At 58.1% G+C, this 19,635-nt stretch carries 21 protein-coding genes; 8 read left to right on the top strand and 13 right to left on the bottom strand.

Going from position 1 to position 19,635, the window contains the following annotated elements:
- Window positions 1–5: 5 nt before the first annotated feature.
- On the bottom strand, window positions 6–1,673 hold the full coding sequence (locus J8C06_RS08380) for a ribonuclease J (RefSeq protein ID WP_211428260.1): 1,668 nt from the start codon (window positions 1,671–1,673) through the stop codon (window positions 6–8).
- A 129-nt stretch (window positions 1,674–1,802) separates the two neighbouring features.
- Between J8C06_RS08380 and J8C06_RS08375 the strand changes: the two genes are divergently transcribed.
- Window positions 1,803–2,642, top strand: coding sequence for an ABC transporter permease (locus J8C06_RS08375; protein ID WP_246602010.1), 840 nt, complete (start codon window positions 1,803–1,805; stop codon window positions 2,640–2,642).
- Window positions 2,643–2,701: 59 nt separating this feature from the next.
- Here J8C06_RS08375 and J8C06_RS08370 read toward each other — a convergent pair whose 3' ends face one another.
- Window positions 2,702–3,337, bottom strand: a complete 636-nt coding sequence (locus tag J8C06_RS08370; RefSeq protein ID WP_211428259.1) for a hypothetical protein — start codon at window positions 3,335–3,337, stop codon at window positions 2,702–2,704.
- Between the two features lie 12 nt (window positions 3,338–3,349).
- A complete protein-coding gene (locus J8C06_RS08365; protein WP_211428258.1) occupies window positions 3,350–4,594 on the bottom strand; it encodes a type IV pilus twitching motility protein PilT in 1,245 nt (414 codons plus the stop codon).
- Window positions 4,595–4,987: 393 nt separating this feature from the next.
- Here J8C06_RS08365 and J8C06_RS08360 point away from each other — a divergent pair, with 393 nt between their 5' ends.
- Both J8C06_RS08360 and J8C06_RS08355 read left to right on the top strand, forming a co-directional pair.
- Window positions 4,988–5,317, top strand: a complete 330-nt coding sequence (locus J8C06_RS08360) for a DUF962 domain-containing protein (protein ID WP_211428257.1) — start codon at window positions 4,988–4,990, stop codon at window positions 5,315–5,317.
- Window positions 5,318–5,406: 89 nt separating this feature from the next.
- Window positions 5,407–6,270: a DUF445 domain-containing protein gene (locus J8C06_RS08355; protein ID WP_211428256.1), complete on the top strand. Its 864-nt coding sequence runs from the start codon at window positions 5,407–5,409 to the stop codon at window positions 6,268–6,270.
- 18 nt (window positions 6,271–6,288) lie between these two features.
- On the opposite strand, the gene cmk is transcribed toward J8C06_RS08355, so the two are convergent.
- Window positions 6,289–7,050, bottom strand: a complete 762-nt coding sequence (gene cmk, locus J8C06_RS08350) for a (d)CMP kinase (RefSeq protein ID WP_211428255.1) — start codon at window positions 7,048–7,050, stop codon at window positions 6,289–6,291.
- 29 nt (window positions 7,051–7,079) lie between these two features.
- The gene (locus J8C06_RS08345) at window positions 7,080–7,757 is read right to left on the bottom strand and encodes a CoA pyrophosphatase (RefSeq protein WP_211428254.1); all 678 of its coding nucleotides are present in this window, start codon (window positions 7,755–7,757) and stop codon (window positions 7,080–7,082) included.
- On the opposite strand from J8C06_RS08345, the gene J8C06_RS08340 reads away from it, so the two are divergent.
- On the top strand, window positions 7,756–8,346 hold the full coding sequence (locus tag J8C06_RS08340) for a hypothetical protein (RefSeq protein WP_211428253.1): 591 nt from the start codon (window positions 7,756–7,758) through the stop codon (window positions 8,344–8,346). The two genes, J8C06_RS08345 and J8C06_RS08340, sit on opposite strands and share 2 nt — an antisense overlap.
- Window positions 8,347–8,479: 133 nt before the next feature.
- Window positions 8,480–9,079 carry a superoxide dismutase gene (locus tag J8C06_RS08335; RefSeq protein ID WP_211428252.1) on the top strand — a complete coding sequence of 200 codons (600 nt, stop codon included), beginning with the start codon at window positions 8,480–8,482 and terminating at the stop codon, window positions 9,077–9,079.
- A gap of 140 nt (window positions 9,080–9,219) precedes the next feature.
- On the opposite strand, the gene J8C06_RS08330 is transcribed toward J8C06_RS08335, so the two are convergent.
- Window positions 9,220–10,104: a hypothetical protein gene (locus J8C06_RS08330; RefSeq protein WP_211428251.1), complete on the bottom strand. Its 885-nt coding sequence runs from the start codon at window positions 10,102–10,104 to the stop codon at window positions 9,220–9,222.
- A 240-nt stretch (window positions 10,105–10,344) separates the two neighbouring features.
- Here J8C06_RS08330 and J8C06_RS08325 point away from each other — a divergent pair, with 240 nt between their 5' ends.
- Both J8C06_RS08325 and J8C06_RS08320 read left to right on the top strand, forming a co-directional pair.
- Window positions 10,345–11,196 carry a sterol desaturase family protein gene (locus J8C06_RS08325; protein ID WP_211428250.1) on the top strand — a complete coding sequence of 284 codons (852 nt, stop codon included), beginning with the start codon at window positions 10,345–10,347 and terminating at the stop codon, window positions 11,194–11,196.
- A 138-nt stretch (window positions 11,197–11,334) separates the two neighbouring features.
- Window positions 11,335–11,601 carry a hypothetical protein gene (locus tag J8C06_RS08320; protein ID WP_211428249.1) on the top strand — a complete coding sequence of 89 codons (267 nt, stop codon included), beginning with the start codon at window positions 11,335–11,337 and terminating at the stop codon, window positions 11,599–11,601.
- A gap of 91 nt (window positions 11,602–11,692) precedes the next feature.
- Here the strand turns inward: J8C06_RS08320 and J8C06_RS08315 are convergent, their stop codons facing one another.
- Both J8C06_RS08315 and J8C06_RS08310 read right to left on the bottom strand, forming a co-directional pair.
- Window positions 11,693–12,619, bottom strand: a complete 927-nt coding sequence (locus J8C06_RS08315; RefSeq protein ID WP_211428248.1) for a hypothetical protein — start codon at window positions 12,617–12,619, stop codon at window positions 11,693–11,695.
- Between the two features lie 39 nt (window positions 12,620–12,658).
- Entirely contained in the window at window positions 12,659–13,183 is a 525-nt protein-coding gene (locus J8C06_RS08310) for a glutaredoxin family protein (protein WP_246602009.1), read from the bottom strand.
- A gap of 152 nt (window positions 13,184–13,335) precedes the next feature.
- On the opposite strand from J8C06_RS08310, the gene J8C06_RS15360 reads away from it, so the two are divergent.
- Window positions 13,336–13,875: a MerR family transcriptional regulator gene (locus J8C06_RS15360; RefSeq protein WP_211428247.1), complete on the top strand. Its 540-nt coding sequence runs from the start codon at window positions 13,336–13,338 to the stop codon at window positions 13,873–13,875.
- Window positions 13,876–13,877: 2 nt separating this feature from the next.
- On the opposite strand, the gene J8C06_RS08300 is transcribed toward J8C06_RS15360, so the two are convergent.
- The 5 genes from J8C06_RS08300 to J8C06_RS08280 all read right to left on the bottom strand — a co-directional run bounded on the left by J8C06_RS08300 (window position 13,878) and on the right by J8C06_RS08280 (window position 19,614).
- Complete coding sequence (locus J8C06_RS08300; RefSeq protein ID WP_211428246.1) at window positions 13,878–15,791, bottom strand: hypothetical protein; 1,914 nt, start codon at window positions 15,789–15,791, stop codon at window positions 13,878–13,880.
- A gap of 1 nt (window position 15,792) precedes the next feature.
- Complete coding sequence (locus J8C06_RS08295; protein WP_211428245.1) at window positions 15,793–17,595, bottom strand: SpoIIE family protein phosphatase; 1,803 nt, start codon at window positions 17,593–17,595, stop codon at window positions 15,793–15,795.
- A gap of 87 nt (window positions 17,596–17,682) precedes the next feature.
- Window positions 17,683–18,024: an STAS domain-containing protein gene (locus tag J8C06_RS08290; protein ID WP_211428244.1), complete on the bottom strand. Its 342-nt coding sequence runs from the start codon at window positions 18,022–18,024 to the stop codon at window positions 17,683–17,685.
- A gap of 129 nt (window positions 18,025–18,153) precedes the next feature.
- On the bottom strand, window positions 18,154–18,570 hold the full coding sequence (locus tag J8C06_RS08285; protein ID WP_211428243.1) for an ATP-binding protein: 417 nt from the start codon (window positions 18,568–18,570) through the stop codon (window positions 18,154–18,156).
- Window positions 18,571–18,711: 141 nt separating this feature from the next.
- On the bottom strand, window positions 18,712–19,614 hold the full coding sequence (locus J8C06_RS08280; RefSeq protein WP_211428242.1) for a hypothetical protein: 903 nt from the start codon (window positions 19,612–19,614) through the stop codon (window positions 18,712–18,714).
- Between the last annotated feature and the right edge of the window lie 21 nt (window positions 19,615–19,635).

Below are 19,635 nucleotides of genomic sequence, written 5' to 3'. Positions count from 1 at the left end.
GGTTCCTAAACGACAACGACGAGCGGCACGATGGTTGGCTTTTGCCCGGTCAAGCGCATGATGTGGCGCTTGAGGGCCAGTCGAAGATGTTCTTGGAAGTGCTCCTTGCCGCCGTTGACCCGTTCGGCTGGCGGCATCGCCTCTACCGCGGACAGGGCAACGTCGCGCAGTTCGGCAATTTCTTCTTCCTCTCCATCTACGCCCAAGTACCCACGGGTTGTGATTTCAGGCGGGCCGAGCAAGGCTCCGGTGGTTTCTTCCACCGCGACGCCGGCAATGACAACGCCTTCGTACGCCAGACGCTTCCGGTCGCGCAACAGCGTTTCATCGAGTTCCAGTGAGCAGGTGTCGTCAATATACACCCGATTCACGGCAATCTTGTCGCCAATCTGCGCCGTTTCGCCGTCTAGGAGCACAACATCGCCGCTCTCGATGAGCAGAACCCGGTCAGGCGCATAGCCAAGCGTTTGGCAAGCAAACAATTTGTGGCGATAGAGCTGCCGGTATTCGCCGTGAATGGGAATGAAGTATTTGGGACGGATGGCTTCGAGCATGAGGCGGAGGTCTTCCTGCGCGCCGTGACCGGACACATGAATACGCGCCTGCGTGGAATCAATCACCTCGACTTCATTCCGGTAGCAGCGGTTGATGAGCTTCGAGATGGCCTTTTCGTTACCTGGAATCTGGCGGGCTGAAAGCACCACCGTGTCACCGGCTTCCATCCAGGCCTGCCGGTGGCTCCGGTCGGCAATGCGCGCCATCGCGCCCATTGGCTCACCCTGGCAGCCAGATGCCAAAACGACAATCTCAGACGGGTCGAAGTGCTTGAAATCCTTTGGGTTAACCAGTAAATCCGCGGTGTCGAGAAACCCCGTGCGCTCGGCAATCTCGATGTTGCGCTCCATGGCGCGGCCGACGGCTACGACCTGTCGCCCAAACTGCTGGGCCAGGTCAAACATGATCTGAATGCGGTGGATACTTGAGGCAAAACAACTCACGAAGATACGCCGGCGGGCGCGGTCAAAAATTTCTTCCAGTGCGGGAATGACGACGCGCTCGGAAGGCATTTGCCCAGGGCGTTCGACATTCGTCGAGTCAGAGAGCAGGGCCAAGACGCCGCGCTGACCGATGGTGCGCAGCCGGGCGACATCAATGGCGTTGCCGCAAACCGGTGTAGCATCGAATTTGAAATCTCCGGTGTGAACAATGGTGCCAATCGGCGTCGTGATGGCGAGCGCGCAGCAGTCCACAGTGGAGTGGGAGACGCGAATATACTCGATGGAAAACGCGCCGACCTCGACCGTCTCCCCGGCCTGGACAACCCGCAGCGCTGTCGCAGGCAGCAGGTGATGTTCCTCCAGGCGGGGTTCGACAATCCGCAGCGTGTAGGGCGTTCCATAAACCGGAACATTGACTTTTTTGAGTAGGAACGAAAGTGATCCGATATGGTCTTCGTGACTGTGCGTGAGAATGACGGCGCGCACCTGTTCGCGGTGACGTTCGAGAAAGGTAAAATCCGGGGTCATGGAGTCCACGCCGAAGTGACCGACCTCAGAAAACATAATCCCGGCGTCAATCACGATGATGTCTTCGCCAAAGCGCATGACCATGCAGTTCATGCCAAACTCGCCGAGACCGCCAAGCGGAATAATTTCCAGTCTGGTGTCCGTCACGATTCCCATGCATCCTTTCTTGCGCCGCCACCACCACTGGCAGCGTGGATAACAAGTGAAGCCCTTGCCTCAAGTGTCATGGCCTTAGTGTAGCAAAGTTGATAGTAGCGAACTTTGGCGGCCACGGCGATGAGCAGTGGCTTCTTTCTACCGCTTATGAATCTCGTCGGGAAAATTGGTCTGGGAATTGTGGTGATGCTCGTGCTTATCGCCACCGTGGGGCCGTTTTTCATCGCCCCAGAACAGGTAACGTTTCAGGACCTCGACCGCAGCTTTGATCCGCCCTCCTGGGCGCACCCGATGGGGCTGGACGAAAACGGCCGCGACATCCTGGCGCGAGTGGTCTATGGGGCGCGGGTTTCGTTGACGGTCGGCGTGATTGTGGTCGCAATTTCGTCCCTCGTTGGCATGCTTCTGGGACTGGTCTCCGGTTACGTTGGGGGCTGGGTGGATCGCTTTATTTCTGGGTTCTGGTTCAATGTCTTTCTAGCTTTTCCCGGTATCTTGCTGGCGATTGCCACGGTAGCTTTTCTGGGCGCCAGTCTGGTCAACCTCATCTTGGCTTTGTGCGTGATCGGTTGGGTTGGGTATGCGCGGCTCATCCGGGCGCAGGTGTTGAAGGTTCGGGAATATGATTTTGTCACCGCAGCGCGCGCGCTGGGGGCGAGCAACGCACGGATTTTGCTTTGGCATATCCTCCCAAATGCCGTCCAGCCGCTGATTGTCCAGGCTAGCCTGGGCATGGCCGGGGCGATCCTGGCTGAAGCCAGCCTGAGTTTTTTGGGGCTTGGCATTCCGCCACCCACCCCAAGCTGGGGAGCGATGCTCAGTGATGCCCGAACCCACTTTGCTTCGGGCTGGCACATGACCGTTTTTCCGGCCGGGATGATCACCTTGACTGTCCTGGGCTTCAACCTACTGGGGGATGGGTTGCGTGAGCGACTCGATCCAAAGCAACGTCCGCGTTAGACGGCAAACGTAGCGCGGCCGGACCATGGCGCCGGCTTGAACGTCGCTTTTGGTGAAGACTAGTGCGCCTCGACCAGCACGAAGCGGGTCGCGCGCCAGGCCGGCGCCCGATGCAAACCCCAGAGTAGAACTTGCTTGAAGCCTTGCCCCTGAAGGCTGGCAATGAGTCTGTCGTCGGTGGGAAACTTCAGGTTCTCAAGCTCCGGTGCGCAGGCGATATGCCGCATCCACTGCTGACAAAACCACGTGTAGGAAGCTTGCCAGCGGACATTGCCTTGGAAGGTTTCAAGTAGCAACACCAGTCGCCTGCCGGGAACAACAGCCTTCCGCGCCCAAGTCAGGAATTCCTCCAGGTCGAGACATCCAACCGATAGCCCGCCAAGGAGCACATCGAAGGCACACGCCTCAGGGGACGGGAGATTTGGAAGCTTGAGTACGTTCCACTGGATGAGTGCAGGGCATTGGTCGTGCAGCGCGCGCGCCACGGCTTGTTCCTGGGGTGATGTGGCGAGATGGTGAACGGCATGGTCAGGGTAGCCAGCCAGAAGCAACTTGAGCCAGACCCCGCCGTGGTCAGCCACCACACCAACCTGATGCGATGGATTGAGGTCGGCAACGGCTTTTTCCAGGAGTGCGTGGTGAACCGTCCCGGTGGCGCGTTCCAGGCGCTTGACAAGGCTTAGCCGAACCTTCACGGCGGAACAGCGTCAGCGATCAATCAAGTCGAGCATGGAGCCCGTCCGCTGACCGGTCGGCGATGCTGATTTTGACGCATCATTCGGCACCCGATGCCCGCCGGTAAGGGGCTGCGGTGTGGACTCCGGCGTGGAACGCCCCATATCGCTCAACTGCAACATGAGGTTGCCCGGATTGGTGGCGTAGGCAAGTCCGTCTTCCTTTGTGATGATGTTCTGGCGAATCAGCTTTTCAAGCACACCGTCAAAGTGCTGCATGCCTTCGATTTCGCCATCTCGCATGGCGTCCACGAGGGTCTTGCCCGCCGTCTCGCCTTTCTCGATGTATTCGCGGGTCCGCATGGTCGAGCGCAAAATTTCAATGGCCGCGACCCGTCCCCGCTGGTCGGCGCGCGGTATGAGCCGCTGGGAGATGATGTACCGGAACGACTGCGCCAAGCGCGTCCGCACAATGTGCTCTTCACTCTTTGGAAACACCCCAATGATGCGATCCACAGTCTTCGCGGCGTCAATGGTGTGCAGCGTGGAAAGCACGAGGTGTCCGGTTTCCGAGGCTTCCATCGCAATTTCGATGGTCTCGCGGTCACGCATTTCGCCGACCAGAATCACCTTCGGCGCTTGCCGCAGCGCCGCCCGCAGCGCCAGCGCGAAATCTGGCGTGTCGCTGTGCAGCTCACGCTGGTGAATGGTTGAGTTCTTGTGCGGATGGATGAATTCAATCGGGTCTTCAATCGTGACGATATGGTAATACTTTGTCTCGTTGATGAGGTTGATAATCGCCGCCAAGGTTGAAGACTTGCCGCTCCCGGTTGGCCCAGTCACCAACACAACGCCGTTTTTGAGGTCGGCAATCTGACGAAGTTGCGGCGGTAAGCCTAAGTCTTCCAGGGTTGGGATGCGGTTTGGAATCACCCGCATCACGATGGCTTCTGTTCCGCGCTGCTTGAAAACATTGACCCTGAAACGTGAATGTCCTGGCACGCTGTAGGACAAATCCACGGACCCAAACTTATCGAGCTTCTCAAGATTGGTCGCATTATTAGCCAGCAAAACCTGTGCAAAGGCATGCGTGTGCTGTGGGGTGAGCTGTTCAAGCCCCTGTATCTTGACGGCGCGGAGTTGTCCGACAAGCTCGACTTGCGGCGGCCGCCCCGGCGAAAAAATCAGATCGCTGACTTTGTCTGAGACGGACAGCATCATCTGCAAGACTTGGTTGAAACTTTGTTGAACCTGACTCAGTTGGTGTGGCGCAGACATGCAAAAGACTCCTTCCCCAATCAGTTGGCCCGGCAGCGGCTCGGTTGAATCCTAGACAACAGGGCGCAGATGCATGGCTAAAACAAATACGCAACAAGAGAAAACTGACCTGGCCGATGCTAGGTGATACTTGCGCGCTAAGCAACTGACCGAGTGAGAGGCAGCGCCGTTGGCGTTCAGGCGCGGGCAGCCGGGACGGCCAGGAGGGAGACGGGGAGGCGGCGCACAATATCCGGTCACGTTGCCGCCTTTTCTCCAAGTCACCTTGTCCCAACTTCTCCGGTCACCTTGACGCCATAACTCAGGCGGTTGGTTGCGTCATGCGTGAAACCTCGGCTACCCTTGGATCGCCATTTTCCTTTGGATTTTCCTGTAGATCGGAGGAACTCCGCCATGGATGCGGCTTCCAAGGCGCTCGTTGAAGCGTCGCCTCGGACGTTCGAGGAATTCTTTCCCTTGTATCTCGCCATGCACAGTCACCCCATGACACGCATTTTCCACTTTGTTGGAACGGTGCTTCAGGTGCCGATTATCGTCGCTTGCGCCGTGACAGGCTGGTGGTGGGGGCTTTTGTCCATTCCTTTTGTTTCTTACGGTCTGGCTTGGTTTTCTCATTTTGTTTTCGAGCGCAATCGTCCGGCGACGTGGACCAATCCCTGGTATTCACTCCGGGGTGATTACAAGATGGTCGGATTGATGTTGCAGGGAAAATTGTGGCGATGACGCGCGTCACGAAGCACTCTGGGTCACGCCAAGACTGACTGAGCATGACGCCCGACCACTGCCTATCAACCCAAAGTAGATGACGCGCCATGACGACTTCCGTGTTTGGGACGGCGCTTCTGCACCTGCTCATCGCAACCGGTCATGGAATGCTGGGAGCCTGGCTGGCGGTTCGGATGGTATTTCGCCCGCGCCGCGCCTGGAAGCTGTTTGGATGGCGGATTCCCTTTACGCCGGGCATGATTCCGGCCGAACGGTCGGCGTTTCTCAAACGCTTTGCCAGTGTCATTGCCGAGCGTGTCCTCACCGTCGAAACAATCGCTGACGAGATCATGGCGCTTGGCATCGAGGGTGAGGTTGGGGCGGCGTCAATGCGCCATTACGCTGAGCAAACGACCAGTGATGATTTTCTTCACCACTTGGCGCGGCGAATTGTGGAACTGCTGGCCGACGAGCGGAATGCCGCTGGCATCGGTCGCCGGCTCACGGATGGCTTTGCCAATGTGGTGATTGAAGAAGTAGGGGCAACCTATGGCCTGGTTGGCCGCTTGATTGCCCACCGGCTTGTCGAACTCGGCATGCTCAAGCGGATTGTCACCTTGGCGCTCGAAGATATTGCCGCATTGCTGAGCCGGAATGAGCCGGCGCGCGCCGCCATGGTCGAGGCAATCACAACGGTCGGTGGAGATATCTTCGAGCCGGAGTCCACGCCGCCGCGGCTGCCCTCGCCCAATGTCACGCCTGTGACAGAGTTCGTGCAGTCGCTAGGTCGGCGGCTCAACATCGAGCTACTGCTGCGCAACCAGCTCGAACAACTGACGGATCAAATGATTGAAGACCTGATTTACCGGGCTGCCGGACGCGAGTTACAGATGATTGTCCGGTTTGGCGCTCTGGTCGGGCTGCTGGTCGGTATCGTGCAGGCCGGTCTTTTCTTGCTCACCGAGGCCTGACACTGGTGTTCTGGCGCGTCATCTAGCGTCAGAGGTGGACTTTCCAACCGGAGCCGCAAGCGTCAACCGATGGTGGATGAGGCTGAGCATTTTTTCGAGAACCTGCTCTGGTGAAAGCGTGGATGTGTCGAGCCAGATGGCATCATCGGCCCGACGCAGCGGCGAGACCGCCCGATTGTAGTCACGGCGGTCCCGTTCCAGGACATCGAGCCGAGTCTGTTCGCGGGTGCACTCGATGCCGCGCGCGCGTTGCTCGTTGTAGCGCCGCTCGGTTCGGGTTTCAACACTCGCATCAAGGAAGAACTTGACATCCGCATCTGGAAAAACATGCGTTCCAATGTCACGTCCGTCCATGACAACTGTGCCTTCCGCGCCCATCCGCCGCTGTTGGGCAACCAACGCCGACCGGACGCCGGCCACGGCTGACACAATCGAGGCGTAGCGACTGACTTCGGGAAGTCGGATGTCGCTCGAAACATCTTCCCGGTCGGCAAAAACCTGTAAGTGAAAGGGGTCGCCGGCCAGCGTGATTTCGGTCGCTTGGGCAATCTGCGTCAGTTGCGCTTCCTGCTCTGGGATGAGTGGTTCGGGTGGATGATCAGGACGAATGACCCCCAGCCGGAAACCTTTTAGCGCGACGGTGCGGTACATGGCGCCAGTGTCGATGTAGAGCGCGCCGAGTCGAGCGGCGAGCAGCTTCCCAATGGTGCTTTTGCCGGCACCGGCCGGGCCGTCAATGGCGATAACAATGTGTGGCGTGTGGTCGGTTGGTTCCTTCATGGCGCATTGGCGCACAGCGTGCTATCAGCCTAAAGCACGGCTTCTCCGGCCAGATCGGCGATGACGAGTGGGTACACCACATCCAGAAAACGCTGCACGATATAGCCCGACGCGCCCCAGATTGGGTCGCGCTCGGCGTAGTGGAAAAAGTAAACACTCCGCAGGCGGTTGTTGACCAGGAATTGCCGAGTTTCGCGGGCCTCGGTGCGGGCAATGACCGGCAAGGGAACTTCAATCAGGCACTCCGTTTCACTGTGGTCAAGCTGAAACGCGATGGGGTAGGGGATGATGCCGACCACCGGCGTAATCTGAAAACCGGTGTTGGTTTCAAACGGGTCCAACAGGCCAATGACCAGCACTTGTTCGGCTGGCAACCCAATCTCTTCGTGAGCTTCGCGCAGCGCCGTCATCACCGGAGAGGTATCATGCGGATCACGGCGGCCGCCGGGAAAGGCGACCTCTCCGCGGTGGCGGCGTAGGTGGGAAGCTCGCTTGGTCAAGAGCAAGTGTGGCATGCCATGCTTGAAAAACAGTGGAACGAGAACCGCCGCCTGGGCGTCATCACCATTGGCTGGCGCATAGCCGGCGTCCCACCGCCGCAAGACCTGCGCCGCCCGCCTCGTAAACTCGACGCTCACCGTGTAGCGTTGCGCGTCCGGCCCGGCAGGGCCGGCAACTGACCTATCTATCTGGAGATTGATCGTCATGCGGATATTGTATCTGCTTCTGCTATGCAGCTTGTGGCTCACCACGGCTGAGGGCCAAACGCCACGCCGCCGTGACTTGCCGCCACCACTCCCCACGGGAACCGTCCCAGATCGGGTGCCGCTCGAACCAGTCACCACGTCAGAGTCGGACACGCCCAACCCCATCGTGCGAGAACTCCAGGAACTGGTCAAGGCGGTTGCGGCGCTCAAGGCCCAGACCAGGGTACAGGCGGCCAGTGCCCTCCTTGATAGCTTACTCAAGCGCCAAACGACGCTCGAAAGTCAAATCGAGGCCATTCAGACTGAGTATGACCGGTTGCGCACGGAGCGCGCCAATAACCTTGCCCGCCTGGAGAGTCTGTCCACCGAAGTGGCGCGCATGGCCTATGTCTCGCAGGCGGATGCTGAAGCGCGTGTTCGCGCTGATGTGGCAAGTCGTGACGCGACGTTTCAGACCCTTCTCGTGGGGCTTGAGACGCGCTTCAATGAGAAAAACGCTGAACTCATTCAGATCAAAGCCGAAATCGAGCTTCTCAAAGGGCGACTTCGCAACTTTATTGATGAGTCGCCAGAGACTGGGCAGCCCTGACCGGTGTCCGGCGACAACCTGCTGGAATGGATAGCCCTGGCCGCTGGGCTTCGGTAAAGTCTCGTCACACCAAATTTCATCCGCGCTGACGGCCACCGGACGCGCCATCATGTTCTCAGGAGTAGCAACCCACATGCCTTTCGAACTACCGGAATTGCCTTATGCCAAGGATGCGCTCGCGCCGCACATTTCAGCGACCACCTTTGAGTTTCACCACGGCAAGCATCACAAGGCCTACGTGGACAACATGAACAAACTCATTGACGGCACGCCCCATGCCGAAAAGTCGCTTGAAGAAATTATTCAAGCCGCCCACACCGAGGCCAATGCCGGGCTTTTCAACAATGCGGCGCAAGTTTGGAATCACACGTTTTTCTGGAATTCGATGAAGCCAAATGGCGGCGGCGCGCCAACGGGTGAGTTGGCCGACCGCATCAACCACGCCTTCGGCAGTCTTGACCAGTTCAAAGAAGCCTTCAAGCAAGCCGGCATCACCCAGTTTGGCAGCGGGTGGGCGTGGCTGGTGCTTGACCATGGCGACCTGAAAATCACCAAAACCGCCAACGCCGATTTGCCGCTGGTGCATGGGCAAACGGCATTGCTGACCTGCGATGTCTGGGAGCATGCCTACTACCTTGACTTCCAAAATCGCCGCCCGGACTTTCTCCAGACCTACCTTGACCACCTGGTGAACTGGGATTTCGCTGCCGCCAATCTCGCCCAGGCCGCCTAACTTCCAAGCCGCCCGCCGCGCCTGGGCTTGGCTCGCAAGCCTTCTGTGCAAACCAACCGTTGTGGACGCGCGTCGAACGCGCGCGTCCACGTTCGGTGCAGGTTCACTTTTGAACGGTGAGATTTGACTTTGTCGGCCGGCTAATCAATCACCTTCACATCAGTTTCAAAGCGTCGGTAGTTCGTGTAGCGGATTTCCAACCGGATGTGGACTGAACTTCCGGGAAACTCCAGGACGTCGTCGGCGTAAACATAGGTCGGAAACCAGAATCGCCCCTCGATATTTTCCCGGTAGCTTTCAAAGCGTGGAAACTTGTTGTTTTTGTCTTCAGGCAGCGTGCGCCCAGCCGTTTTGACAACCATCAAATCCTGGCTATCCACCCAAACGCGCCCGGCAAAGAATCGCTTGCCGCCAGACTGAAACTTGGGAACTCGCTTGGGGCGAACCTCAAAAACGTACGTGTTCAGCTCGTCAAGCCGCTCCCGCGTAACGTATTCGATGCTGTACAGCGGAGCATCTTCCTTGGTGATTGAGAAAGGCTTGGTCGTGCCAAAGTCTTCGAGGTCGGCCGGTGTGATTTGCAGCCCCTGCAGGGTTGATGGTGGGAATCGCTTGATTTCCTCTCTCCGTTGACCGTTTTCCGTGAAAGACACTTCAGATAGCCGGTAGAACTCACCAGTTGGGCGGTCGTCAATCCCTAGGGTCTGCATGCGGACTTCCTGCCGATAAAGGTAGTTGGCGAACTCGCGTAGCAACAGCGATTCATTCTCCACAAAGCGCTCGATGATCCGCTCGATGTCGAGTGGGCTGCCACGGCGGACGTCTGATCGGTTGTTCTGCCCGGTGGTCGGTGATGGGAAGTCTTGCTCCGACGGATTTGTGGTTGGCGGCGGGACGGTGCGTGGTCGCCCACCACTTTGCGCCTGGGTTGTGACACTTCCCAAACTGCCCCATCCGAGCAGCAGGCTGGCCAGGCCAGTCACGCATACTAGCGAGCAAGTTCTTCGAATGCGGTCGGCTGTCATGTCAGTATCCTCGTTCAGTGTGGTTGGTCATCCGATGTGCTTGTTATCTGCGTGTTACCTACGTGGCCTTTGCCCTTGGCATCAGAAGCAATCCCCTGACGGTATGGAAACACCAGACGTCGGTGCGTCGCCGAACGGTTGGAAGCGCAACCAAGACAAGTCGTTTACCAAGTTTATGTTTCCAGTGTGGTGAGCTAAACTCGTTCACCCGTTTTCTATCGCTAGACTGAGCCGTTTGCCATGAAAAACCTGATTCTTTCTGCCATTCCGCTTTTTTTCATCACCATCGCGCTGGAAGCCATTTGGGATCGCATCAAGGGCACCGGCTTCTTTAGCTGGAAAGACACGTTGACGAACATGGCGATTGGCGCCGGCAGTTTGATGGGGAAGTTTATCCCCACCGCTGCGATTTACTGGTTCTGTTGGTACATTTCGCCGTTCAAAATTGAGCCTGCGTGGTGGTCATGGGCCGTGGTGCTCCTGCTGGACGATTTCTTTTACTACTGGTTCCACCGGATTAGCCACGAAAGCCGGTTTTTCTGGAACATGCACGTCGTTCACCATTCAAGTGATCACTACAACCTGAGTGTCGCGGTGCGTCAGAGCTGGTTTGGTGGGCTGGTAGCCTGGATTTTTTACGTTCCCATTGCGCTGCTTGGCTTCCCACCGGAGATGGTGCTCACTGCCCATGCGATCAACCTGCTGTATCAGTACTGGATTCACACCCAGTTTGTGGGGCGGATGGGCTGGCTGGAGTGGGTCTTCAACTGCCCGACGCATCACCGCGTTCACCATGGCGTCAACGAACCATATCTGGACAAAAACTACGGCGGCATTCTGATCATCTGGGACCGGTTCTTTGGAACATTTGCCGAGGAACGCGAGCCGGTGCGCTATGGCATCATCAAGCCACTTCGGAGCTACAACCCGCTGTGGGCCAATCTCCACGCCTGGAAAGAGATGGTTGACGCGATGCGAACGCGCCCAACGTGGCGTGAAAAGTGGCGCTGTGTGTGGGGCGCGCCAGCCATGACCCCCACCGAGCCGGCTAACTGGGAAACCGAGACGACGCCAGTCGCTTCACGCGCTTGACTTGCAGGGGGTGGCAAGTTCGGGCAAGGTTGTGCCACGCCATCTATCACTCACCAATGTTGTTTCGTCCCTTCCGGTAGCGTGGCGTAGTTTGGAAGGTATCCCGCACGGGATGCCACCCCACCGAGGTGGCAGACGATGGCCTCGTTCCAAGACCCACAGAAACACTTCGCTCCAGTGGAAGTCGTTGAACGGCTTCTCATGCTATGCCAGGAAGAACATGCCCCGGCCGTACTCTACCTAGTTTCAGATTTTGACCTCGCGCTTTACTTGGATGTCTTGGGCTTCGATGGGTATAGCCGTCAGAGCATCGTTGGGCGCCAGCGGGCGATTGACTTCAATCGTTTTTCAATGAATGTCGTGCCGAGTGGCGACCGCGGCCATAGCCATACAACCACCCACTAAGTCTGCGCCTGGTCTTTGCCCTGTGGCGACCGGCAAGTAACTGGACGGCGGATAGGAGAACGGGAAACAAGTGAATTTGCCTTTCCCGCCTTCAGTCGCGCGCCAAGTGGCTTGGGAAGGTTGATGTATCGTCCGATAGTTCGCGGTCCAAAGCGGCTAGACACCGCTTGGCAACCGCCCGCAGCCTTGGCTTGCCATATTTGGCGCGCTGTTCCAGGCGTTCCAAAACTGCCTCGAAGACCTCATCGGAAACTTGTTCCTGAGTTGTCGTTACAAGGCTTGCCGCCATCAAGTCGGCGATACGGCACTGCTCCGGTTCCTGAAACAGGCTCAGGGCGTCCAAAAAACCATCCACGTCACTGGCGATGAGTTCAGCGTAGAACGAGCCAAGGAGTTCGGCCGTCTCTCCGGCGCACCGTAGTCCGGCTGCCAGAAGCGGCTGCTGAAGCGTGGCGTCACCGCGCATGCAAAGCGAAATGGCATATTCGATGGCGTCATCATCTTCAGTCGGGTCGGCCAGGCGCGCCTGAAGTGCCGCCACCACGATGTCCCGATGGCGGGTGTAGTCCTCATCGAGCGCGGCAAGCAAATAAGCAACCGCCACTGCGCGCTTCCCGGTTGCGTGTCGCTCCTCGGCCAGCAACGCCTGTCGAACCGCCGCGCGGTCATAGTATTCAAGTTCCTCGGCGTCGGCGTAATCGTCGGCCAGCAACTCGCTCAGGATGGCGTCACTGGCGGTTTCCTTGGCGGCGACTGTCTCTAGTGTGAAGCCTGGCGTCGAAGCCGTTGGGTTTGGCGGTCGGAACCCAAGCCAAGTGTACCCGCCGACCGACAGTCCAGCCAAAGCGAGGGCAGCCAGTACCGCTAGGACAAAGCGTTTTGGGAGTGGCTCCATCCGTATCTTGCGCGAGAGATTTCGCCCTTGAGGGCGAGACGGGAATAAGTCGCCACGCGCAACACGATGCTCGATGCGGCTCGCCGTCTGTCTCGCGTCCTCCTGTGCAGTTGGTCGAATCATAAGTGACAACCATCTGCGGGGCAACGGCTCAAAAGGCTATTAGGCTACGTTGAGACCAAGCAAGCGCTCCAAAACGTGCGGTCCTGGATTGAAGAGCAACGCCGCATCGCCGACTTTGACGGTCGGGACGACCCGCCGTCCGCCGCTCCACCGAATGATCTGCTCTGGCGCCCCCGAAGTCTGCTCGATGTCAACTTTGGTGTAGGTTGCGCCAGCGGCATCAAGGTAATGTTCGAGATGGCGGCAGTCCGGGCACCAGTTGGCGCTATAGATGGTCACCGGTTGTCCGGCCAGCGGAACGCCCACCCCAGGCGCGTAAGCCGGCGCGAGCGTGGCTGGCGTCGCCTTGAAAAACAGTGCGCGGATTTTTTCACCAATGCGCACGATGGGGAAGGCGGCCGGAATCTGGTCAGTCCAGTTGGCGACCATGTGCTGTGCCTCTGTATCTTCAGCGACGTTGATTACGTTGCAATCCACGTTGAGACCTAGGAAAAAAGCCTTGAGTTGGCCGACTTCCGCTTCATGAGAACCATCATCGTAGAGGTAAACCACTTCACTGAGCATGTGAGTTTTGCCTTTCCTGCCCTGGTCGCGCCGCGCGACCAGGGATCATGATTGAAATCGTTGACGGACAAGGAGATGAAGCCTAACATTCGGTTACGTTTACGCATAACTGTGCTTCCATCTCACGTGTTCGCGCGCCAAGAGGTTAGTTTATGGCGTATTCATCTGAGGGGCGGAAAACCGCGCATACCGTCGAGACGCCGCGCGGCAAGGTTTCTATCCCCGACAAGCTGTACTTCAAAATTGGTGAAGTGTGCGAGATTGTCGGTGTCGAGCCGCACGTGTTGCGTTACTGGGAGCAAGAGTTTCCGCAGCTCGCGCCCCAGAAAAGTTCGGCTGGGCAGCGAATCTATCGGCGTAAGGATGTCGAGATTGCCCTCCGCATCAAGTCGTTGCGCGAGGATGAAGGTTTCACCATCGCCGGCGCCAAGAAGCGACTTTCCGCTGAACGCTCGGCTAGTAGTCGGTTCAAGGTCGTATCCATCGAGCGTCCGGCCGACCCTTCACCGGCCGCTTCACTTTCCGTTACCCAACCAGTGGAGTCGTCCCTTGTGGAAACGACCACGGAAACCCCGGCTGAGTTATCGCCTGCGGATGCGTCCCAGGTTGACAAGGCCCTGGCGACGCTCCATCAAGTCCGCGCCGGATTGGAAAGCATCCTTGCCTTGCTGCGCACCCCGCCGCCCCGTTGACCCTATTCGCCAGTCCGGGGTGACATTGTTCGGCGTCCATAGTGAATGCGCTCGACCAAGCGGCCATCGGTAGCCGCTGACTCAACCGTCAGCGTGTTGAATTCCTCCGTCACCGTGAGCAAAGAAGATACATTCTGACCAAAGAACGCGACGGACTCATCCATCGGTTCTTCTTCAAGCGGCATCAGGGGCGAAGCGCCCCGAAATCCGATCATTCGCATGGCTTGTTGGTAGCCTGGCGACAAATCCGGCAGGCGAACAATGGCCTGCCGATAGGGAGCCGGCAACGCTCCGGCACCTGCCGGAGACGAAGCGGCCAAGCGTGCCTTGAGCTGTTCCGCATAGGCTTGGGAACTGGCAATAACCACCAAGTCGTTGCTCACGAAGTAGGCGCTGCCACGTTCGAGCGGCGCAGCCGCCTGCGCTGCCGCCACGCCAGTGGGTCCAACTTGCCACGTGATTTGTGGAACTGTTCCAGCCACGAAGTACCGCCGCGCAATCGCCCGCGCTACAGCGGCTTCATAGGCTTTGGTATCAAAGGAACGTTCGCAGTGAATGACCAGCGCCCGCTCAAAGGTCACGAACGGCGAGCCAGGGGCAGTGTTGGTCTCCCCAAGCTTGGCAATATAGATTGGCTGGGCAGACCGAAGGAGATTGACCAGCTCAACCTCCAGTGGATCGGGTGGCTGTGCCGTCTGGCGTGACAGTGTCTGGCGCGCTGTGGGGAGTGATGAGGGCGCATTGGGGTCGTCGAGGTCGCGGTCGAAGCGCGCATCGAGTCGCTGGTAGCGTCCACGGCTTGCCGTCGCGTCCGTCGTATCGTCAATCACCCGAATCCGTGGCGGCTCGGTTGCGGTTGGCGTGCGCAATGGAGGGAAAACCACTCCAACGACCAAGGCGGCGATCCGCTCCACCGCGTCATCCGCCTTCTTGACTGTTTCAACGGCCGCGAACGGCGCGGCATTGAGCAACTGGCGCGCAACGGACTGCTGCTGGGATGTCAGGGCCGCCGGAACTACGCGCCCAGTCGTCAGTGACCAGCGGCGCTCCTCAATGCCGTCTTGTGCGAAGGTGACATCTGCCAGCGTGGCTTCGATGCCATTGAGTTCGGTGGCTGCCGCCCCCTGTACCCAGTAGTAGCCAAAATAAGGCTGCTTGCGGAGGCGCGGTACGTCCGTCCATAACGTCAGATCATGCGGCACGAAGCCATCGGCAATGGACAGCGTCGGCCCCATGGTGGAAAGAAGGTCATCCCCACGGTTGCCACCAAGGTTATCGAGGGCGCGCTGCATCAAAGCTTCGTTAGTCGTGACAATGAATTGGCCAGGTGGGGTGGCAACACATAGCCCTTGGCGCAGCCGTCCGCCATCCGTAGCCAGCTCCCGTACCAAGTAGGACTGGCCGGTGGCCGTTGTTCGGTTCTCAAAGAGCGCTTTGCGAGCCAGCAGGGGCGTTGCCGTTGCCTGGGTTGCCGACAGCTCAGTGACAAAAGCCAACTCCAGTTTGCCCATGTCATAGAGCGCAATGGCCGCTCCCTTGCCTGCCATTTGCGCGACGACATCTTCTGTCAGCGTGACACCTACATTGGTCTCGAACTCTTTGATCCGTTCGTTGAGCTTGGCCCACAACCGTGACCGGCGAAAGGCCCGGTAGCTATCACTCACCTCGTAACGCTCACGGACCTGCGAGTTTCGCCAGCGCGCCAACAAGTCGGAGAAATCACGCGCCTGCACATAAGCCAATGCCCCTTTCGGCAGCACGCGCGCCAGGGCGAGTCCGTCATTGGCGGCCGCGCGGCGATCTGCGGCACTCACCAGTGCGCCAACAACAACCAGCAAAAGCAAGCCACCGTAGGAAAGCCGCCGGCCCCAGGTCGAGCGATTACTGAAAGGTGTGACAATTTGGTGTCGGAGCATGTCATTTCACCCGTGCAAGTACGTAGGTCAAGTCGTCATGCTGGGGGGCGTTCCCAACGAAATCCTGAATGGCGGCTGACAAGCGAGCTGAAATTTGATCCACCGGTAAGTGGGCTGCTGCGGCAAGCAGTGCGCGCGCGCGGTCCTCGCCAAATTCCTCATCTCGTTCATTGGTGGATTCGGTGACGCCATCGGTGTAAAGAAACAGTAAATCACCTGGTTCGAGTTGGGTTTCCTGAACCTCGTAGGTTCCCCAGTCAAACATGCCCAGGCAAAAACCGCCGCTGGCAAAGCGTACCCACTCGCCCGTGCGTGGACGGTACAGGAGTGGATCGTTATGCCCGGCGTTGATTGACCGAAATAACCGCGTTTCGAGGTCCAGGACGCCGTAGAAGAAGGTGATGTAGTTGTATGACGGCGACGCCTTGTAGATAACCCGATTCAGGCGTGTGACAGTTTCAGCCAAATCATGGCTTTCAACGAGCGCGCGAAAGCTTGCCTGGAGCGTGGAAACGAGAAGGGCCGCGGGCGTTCCTTTGCCGGATACATCCGCAATCACGATCCCCAGCTTTGGTTCGTCGAAACGGATGTAGTCGTAGTAGTCACCGCCCACCTGGCGGCAGGAAAGGTTCACCCCAATGACTTCGACAACGTCGAGCGTGGGCGAGGCATCGGGTAAAATCCGTTGCTGGATTGCCGCGGCAACCTCCAACTCTTTCTCGATGCGTTCTTTTTCGATGGCTTCCTGGTGTAACCGGGCGTTTTCGATAGCAATGGCCGCCTGGGTGGCGAGGGCCGACAAGAACTGCTCATCCTCTTCGGTGAAGGAGGCGTAACCGTCCCGGCTCTGCTTATCGCAAACCATGAGAACGCCAACGATCTGCCCGCTCACCACCAACGGAAGAATGGCGTAATTTTTAGACCCGCCCTGTTCCCGCAGGTTGAGACGGCAGCCCTGTTGGTTGGCAATGACGACCTCGTGAATTTCACGTGGCTGAATTTGATGGAGCGGGAGCAGGGCTTTGGGGGGGTAGTCGGCATCCAGTCCGAACGAAGCCGCAACCCGCAGTCCTCCCTTTTCGAGCGAAAACAGGACGCCTTCACTCGCATCGAGCAGCATTACCGCCCGTTGGATAATCTCGCTGGCCATCGGGTCTAGCTCATGCAAAGCTCCAATCGCCAGCCCGACATCGTAGAGCGATTGCATTTCGAGGACTTTTCGCTTGAGTCGAAAATTGGCTTCCCGAATCTCGCCGATGATTTGAAAATTATAGAGGGCGAGAGACGCATGCTGCGCCATGGTGGCCAGGAGTTGCAGGTCATCCGACGTATAGTCGCTGCGCCCAAACTTATCGCTCAGGCTTAGAATGCCAACCAACTGACTCCCCACGACGAGTGGCATCCACAGACGTGACTGCAACCGGGTAAACGCCGACGGAGTAGCGGTGACTTGTTCCGCCAGGAGGTGATTTGTTGCCAACAGGTCCACCGGCTTTAGATGAAGCCGCAGTTGCTCGGCCGTCCGGGATGGCAGGGCGATTGCGGGTGGATTATCAATGCCGCGTGCTACGACTGGCCGGAGTTGTTCTGTGGCAGCATCGTAAAGCAGAATCGCTCCCTTCGATGCGGCGAGCGTTCCAAGAATCAAATGGAGCAGCTCCCGTGCCGTCGTTTCAAAGCTCCCCCCGGCGGTTGTAGCTTCGCCAATGTCGGCCAGGGCGGACAGACTGTACAGCAAACGTTCGATGCGCTCTTCGCTAACGGTCATGGATGCAGGGGGCGTTGCCGTGGAGGGTAGCGACATGGTGGATTCCTTGGCGTGCCGTGGGAACGCCCTGAACAAACTACGTTATGGCCCATGCGGTCTAGCTTTGGCAGGAGCGTGGGGCAGTCAGCCGGCGAGCGCCTCAGCTTCAGTTTCATATACTCGGGCGTACTGGGTAAGCCCCATGATTTTGAATGTTTTGGCAATGATCGGCAACAGGCAGCAGAACGCCACCGAGCCGCTGAGTTCCTGGGTTTTCTCGATCATTTCAATCAGAATCGAAACGCCGATACTGTTGACGAGTTGCGTTTTTTCGAGGTTGAGGACGAAGTGCCGATACCCCTCGGCGGCCCGTCGGTTGAACTCGTCCAGAATTTTCTCGCCAGCTAGATTGTTGATGTAGCCTTCAACCGCGATCACGATAAATTTTCCAGCCTGGCGGCTTGTCACTTTGAATACATCGCTCATAAAGTTCAGGGGTGGATGCAAGATTCGCAGCTTGGCGCTCAGTTTTTTTGGTGCTCAGGTGCCGTCAGCGGTTTGTCATAACGGCCGATCGGCTCTGTCGCAGGCTAGAGTCAGCTCGGTCAAATTCAGTCAGGCGCACTTCGGGGGGCGGCGTTTTTTCATCACCAGCCGTGTCCCTTGCGGGCTGGTGAAGTAGTTGACTTCATCCATGAGGCTTTCCATAAGCATTCGTCCGTAACCACGCTTCTGAAGCGGCCGCACGTTGGGTTTGTTGGCCGCATCGAAGCCTTGACCAAAGTCCTGGACAATAACTTCAAGTTCTTCGTCATGGATGGTAAACTCAACGAACACCTTCTGGATCGCGCTACCGCTGTGCTCAAAAGCGTTGATGATCCCTTCGACGAGCGCCAACTTGATCTCAGCCACGCAGTCCGGGCCAAACTCCAGCTCTGCCGCCAGTTGCTCCGCGATTTTGGTCGCCTCAAGCTCTTTGTCGTGAGCAATTGGGATTTCGAGTTCGACGCGCTTTGGGACGTTGGCACTCATTGGCAGCCTCATCACGGCAGTAGTGGAATGAGAGGAGAAGCGCTTGGGAACATTGGTTGGTAGCGACATACTTGGTGAAGACATATCGGACTATAGCTCAGTTTTTGCGTCTGGCGACGCCTGAATTTCACTTGCCAGGGGTTATTTGACCGGCTCGAAGCCTTTGAACTCATAGGTCACTCCAAAGGTAAGCCCGCGCCGGGGGCTAAACTTCGTTAGCCCAGCCACGCCGGCCAGGTCCCACTGGAAGCCAGCCGCTCGCAGGCGTGCGCCCAAACGCGCTTGTCCCTGGCTTTCCAGTCCAGGAACTGGGGTGCGCGGGTTGTAGCGCCCAGCCACCTCACCGAGTACATCCACCCGATCGGTTACGCGGTATATCGCGGCAAGTCCGTAGGTCAGTACGTCCTGCTGTGCGCCGGGTTCAATCGGACTCGTCAGAATTCCGATGCCGATGTTGCCAAAAACGTTGACGCGCTCGTTGGCAAACCGCTTGCCGACCAGCGCCACGCCAAACACATTGGTCGCGTTCAAGCCAATCCCACGGGACTGGTCGCTGTTTGGAAGCTGCACCCCCACCCGAACGCCAAAGCTTGGCGCGCGGCGCGTTTCCTTGCGTAGCTTGATTTTGGTCCAAAGCGTGAAGTCACTCGCGCCGGAAGTCGAGGCTGCACCTGGTGCGATAGCGAGGGGAATCGCGCTGGTACCACGCTCACGAATACTCAAGTAGTCCCGCAGACTCCCTTCGATAGAAAAGCCGACATTGGTGTTCAAGCCAAAGTGGAGGCCCAACACAACCGGGCGGTACAGATCACCACGCAGCCCAGACAAACCAAACCGCTGATTTTGAAAGAAGTCAGCCCCGGCCTGAAGGCGGATACGCCCAGTCTCGACAATATCCACATCTTCGGTCAGAAGTGGGCGTTGTTGAGCCGTGGCGTTCGTCAGTGCACCCCAGAGCAACCACCCACAGACAACCAGCCCGATCGCACCCATCTTGGTCACTAACCGGCAATGCGCCATCAGGCACTGGCAACGGCTTGTCATGAGCGGTGTCGTCGGCTGGAA

The sequence above is a fragment of the Chloracidobacterium validum genome (genome assembly GCF_018304825.1).
GTDB lineage: Bacteria > Acidobacteriota > Blastocatellia > Chloracidobacteriales > Chloracidobacteriaceae > Chloracidobacterium > Chloracidobacterium validum.
This window is presented reverse-complemented; position numbering and strand designations above follow the sequence as displayed.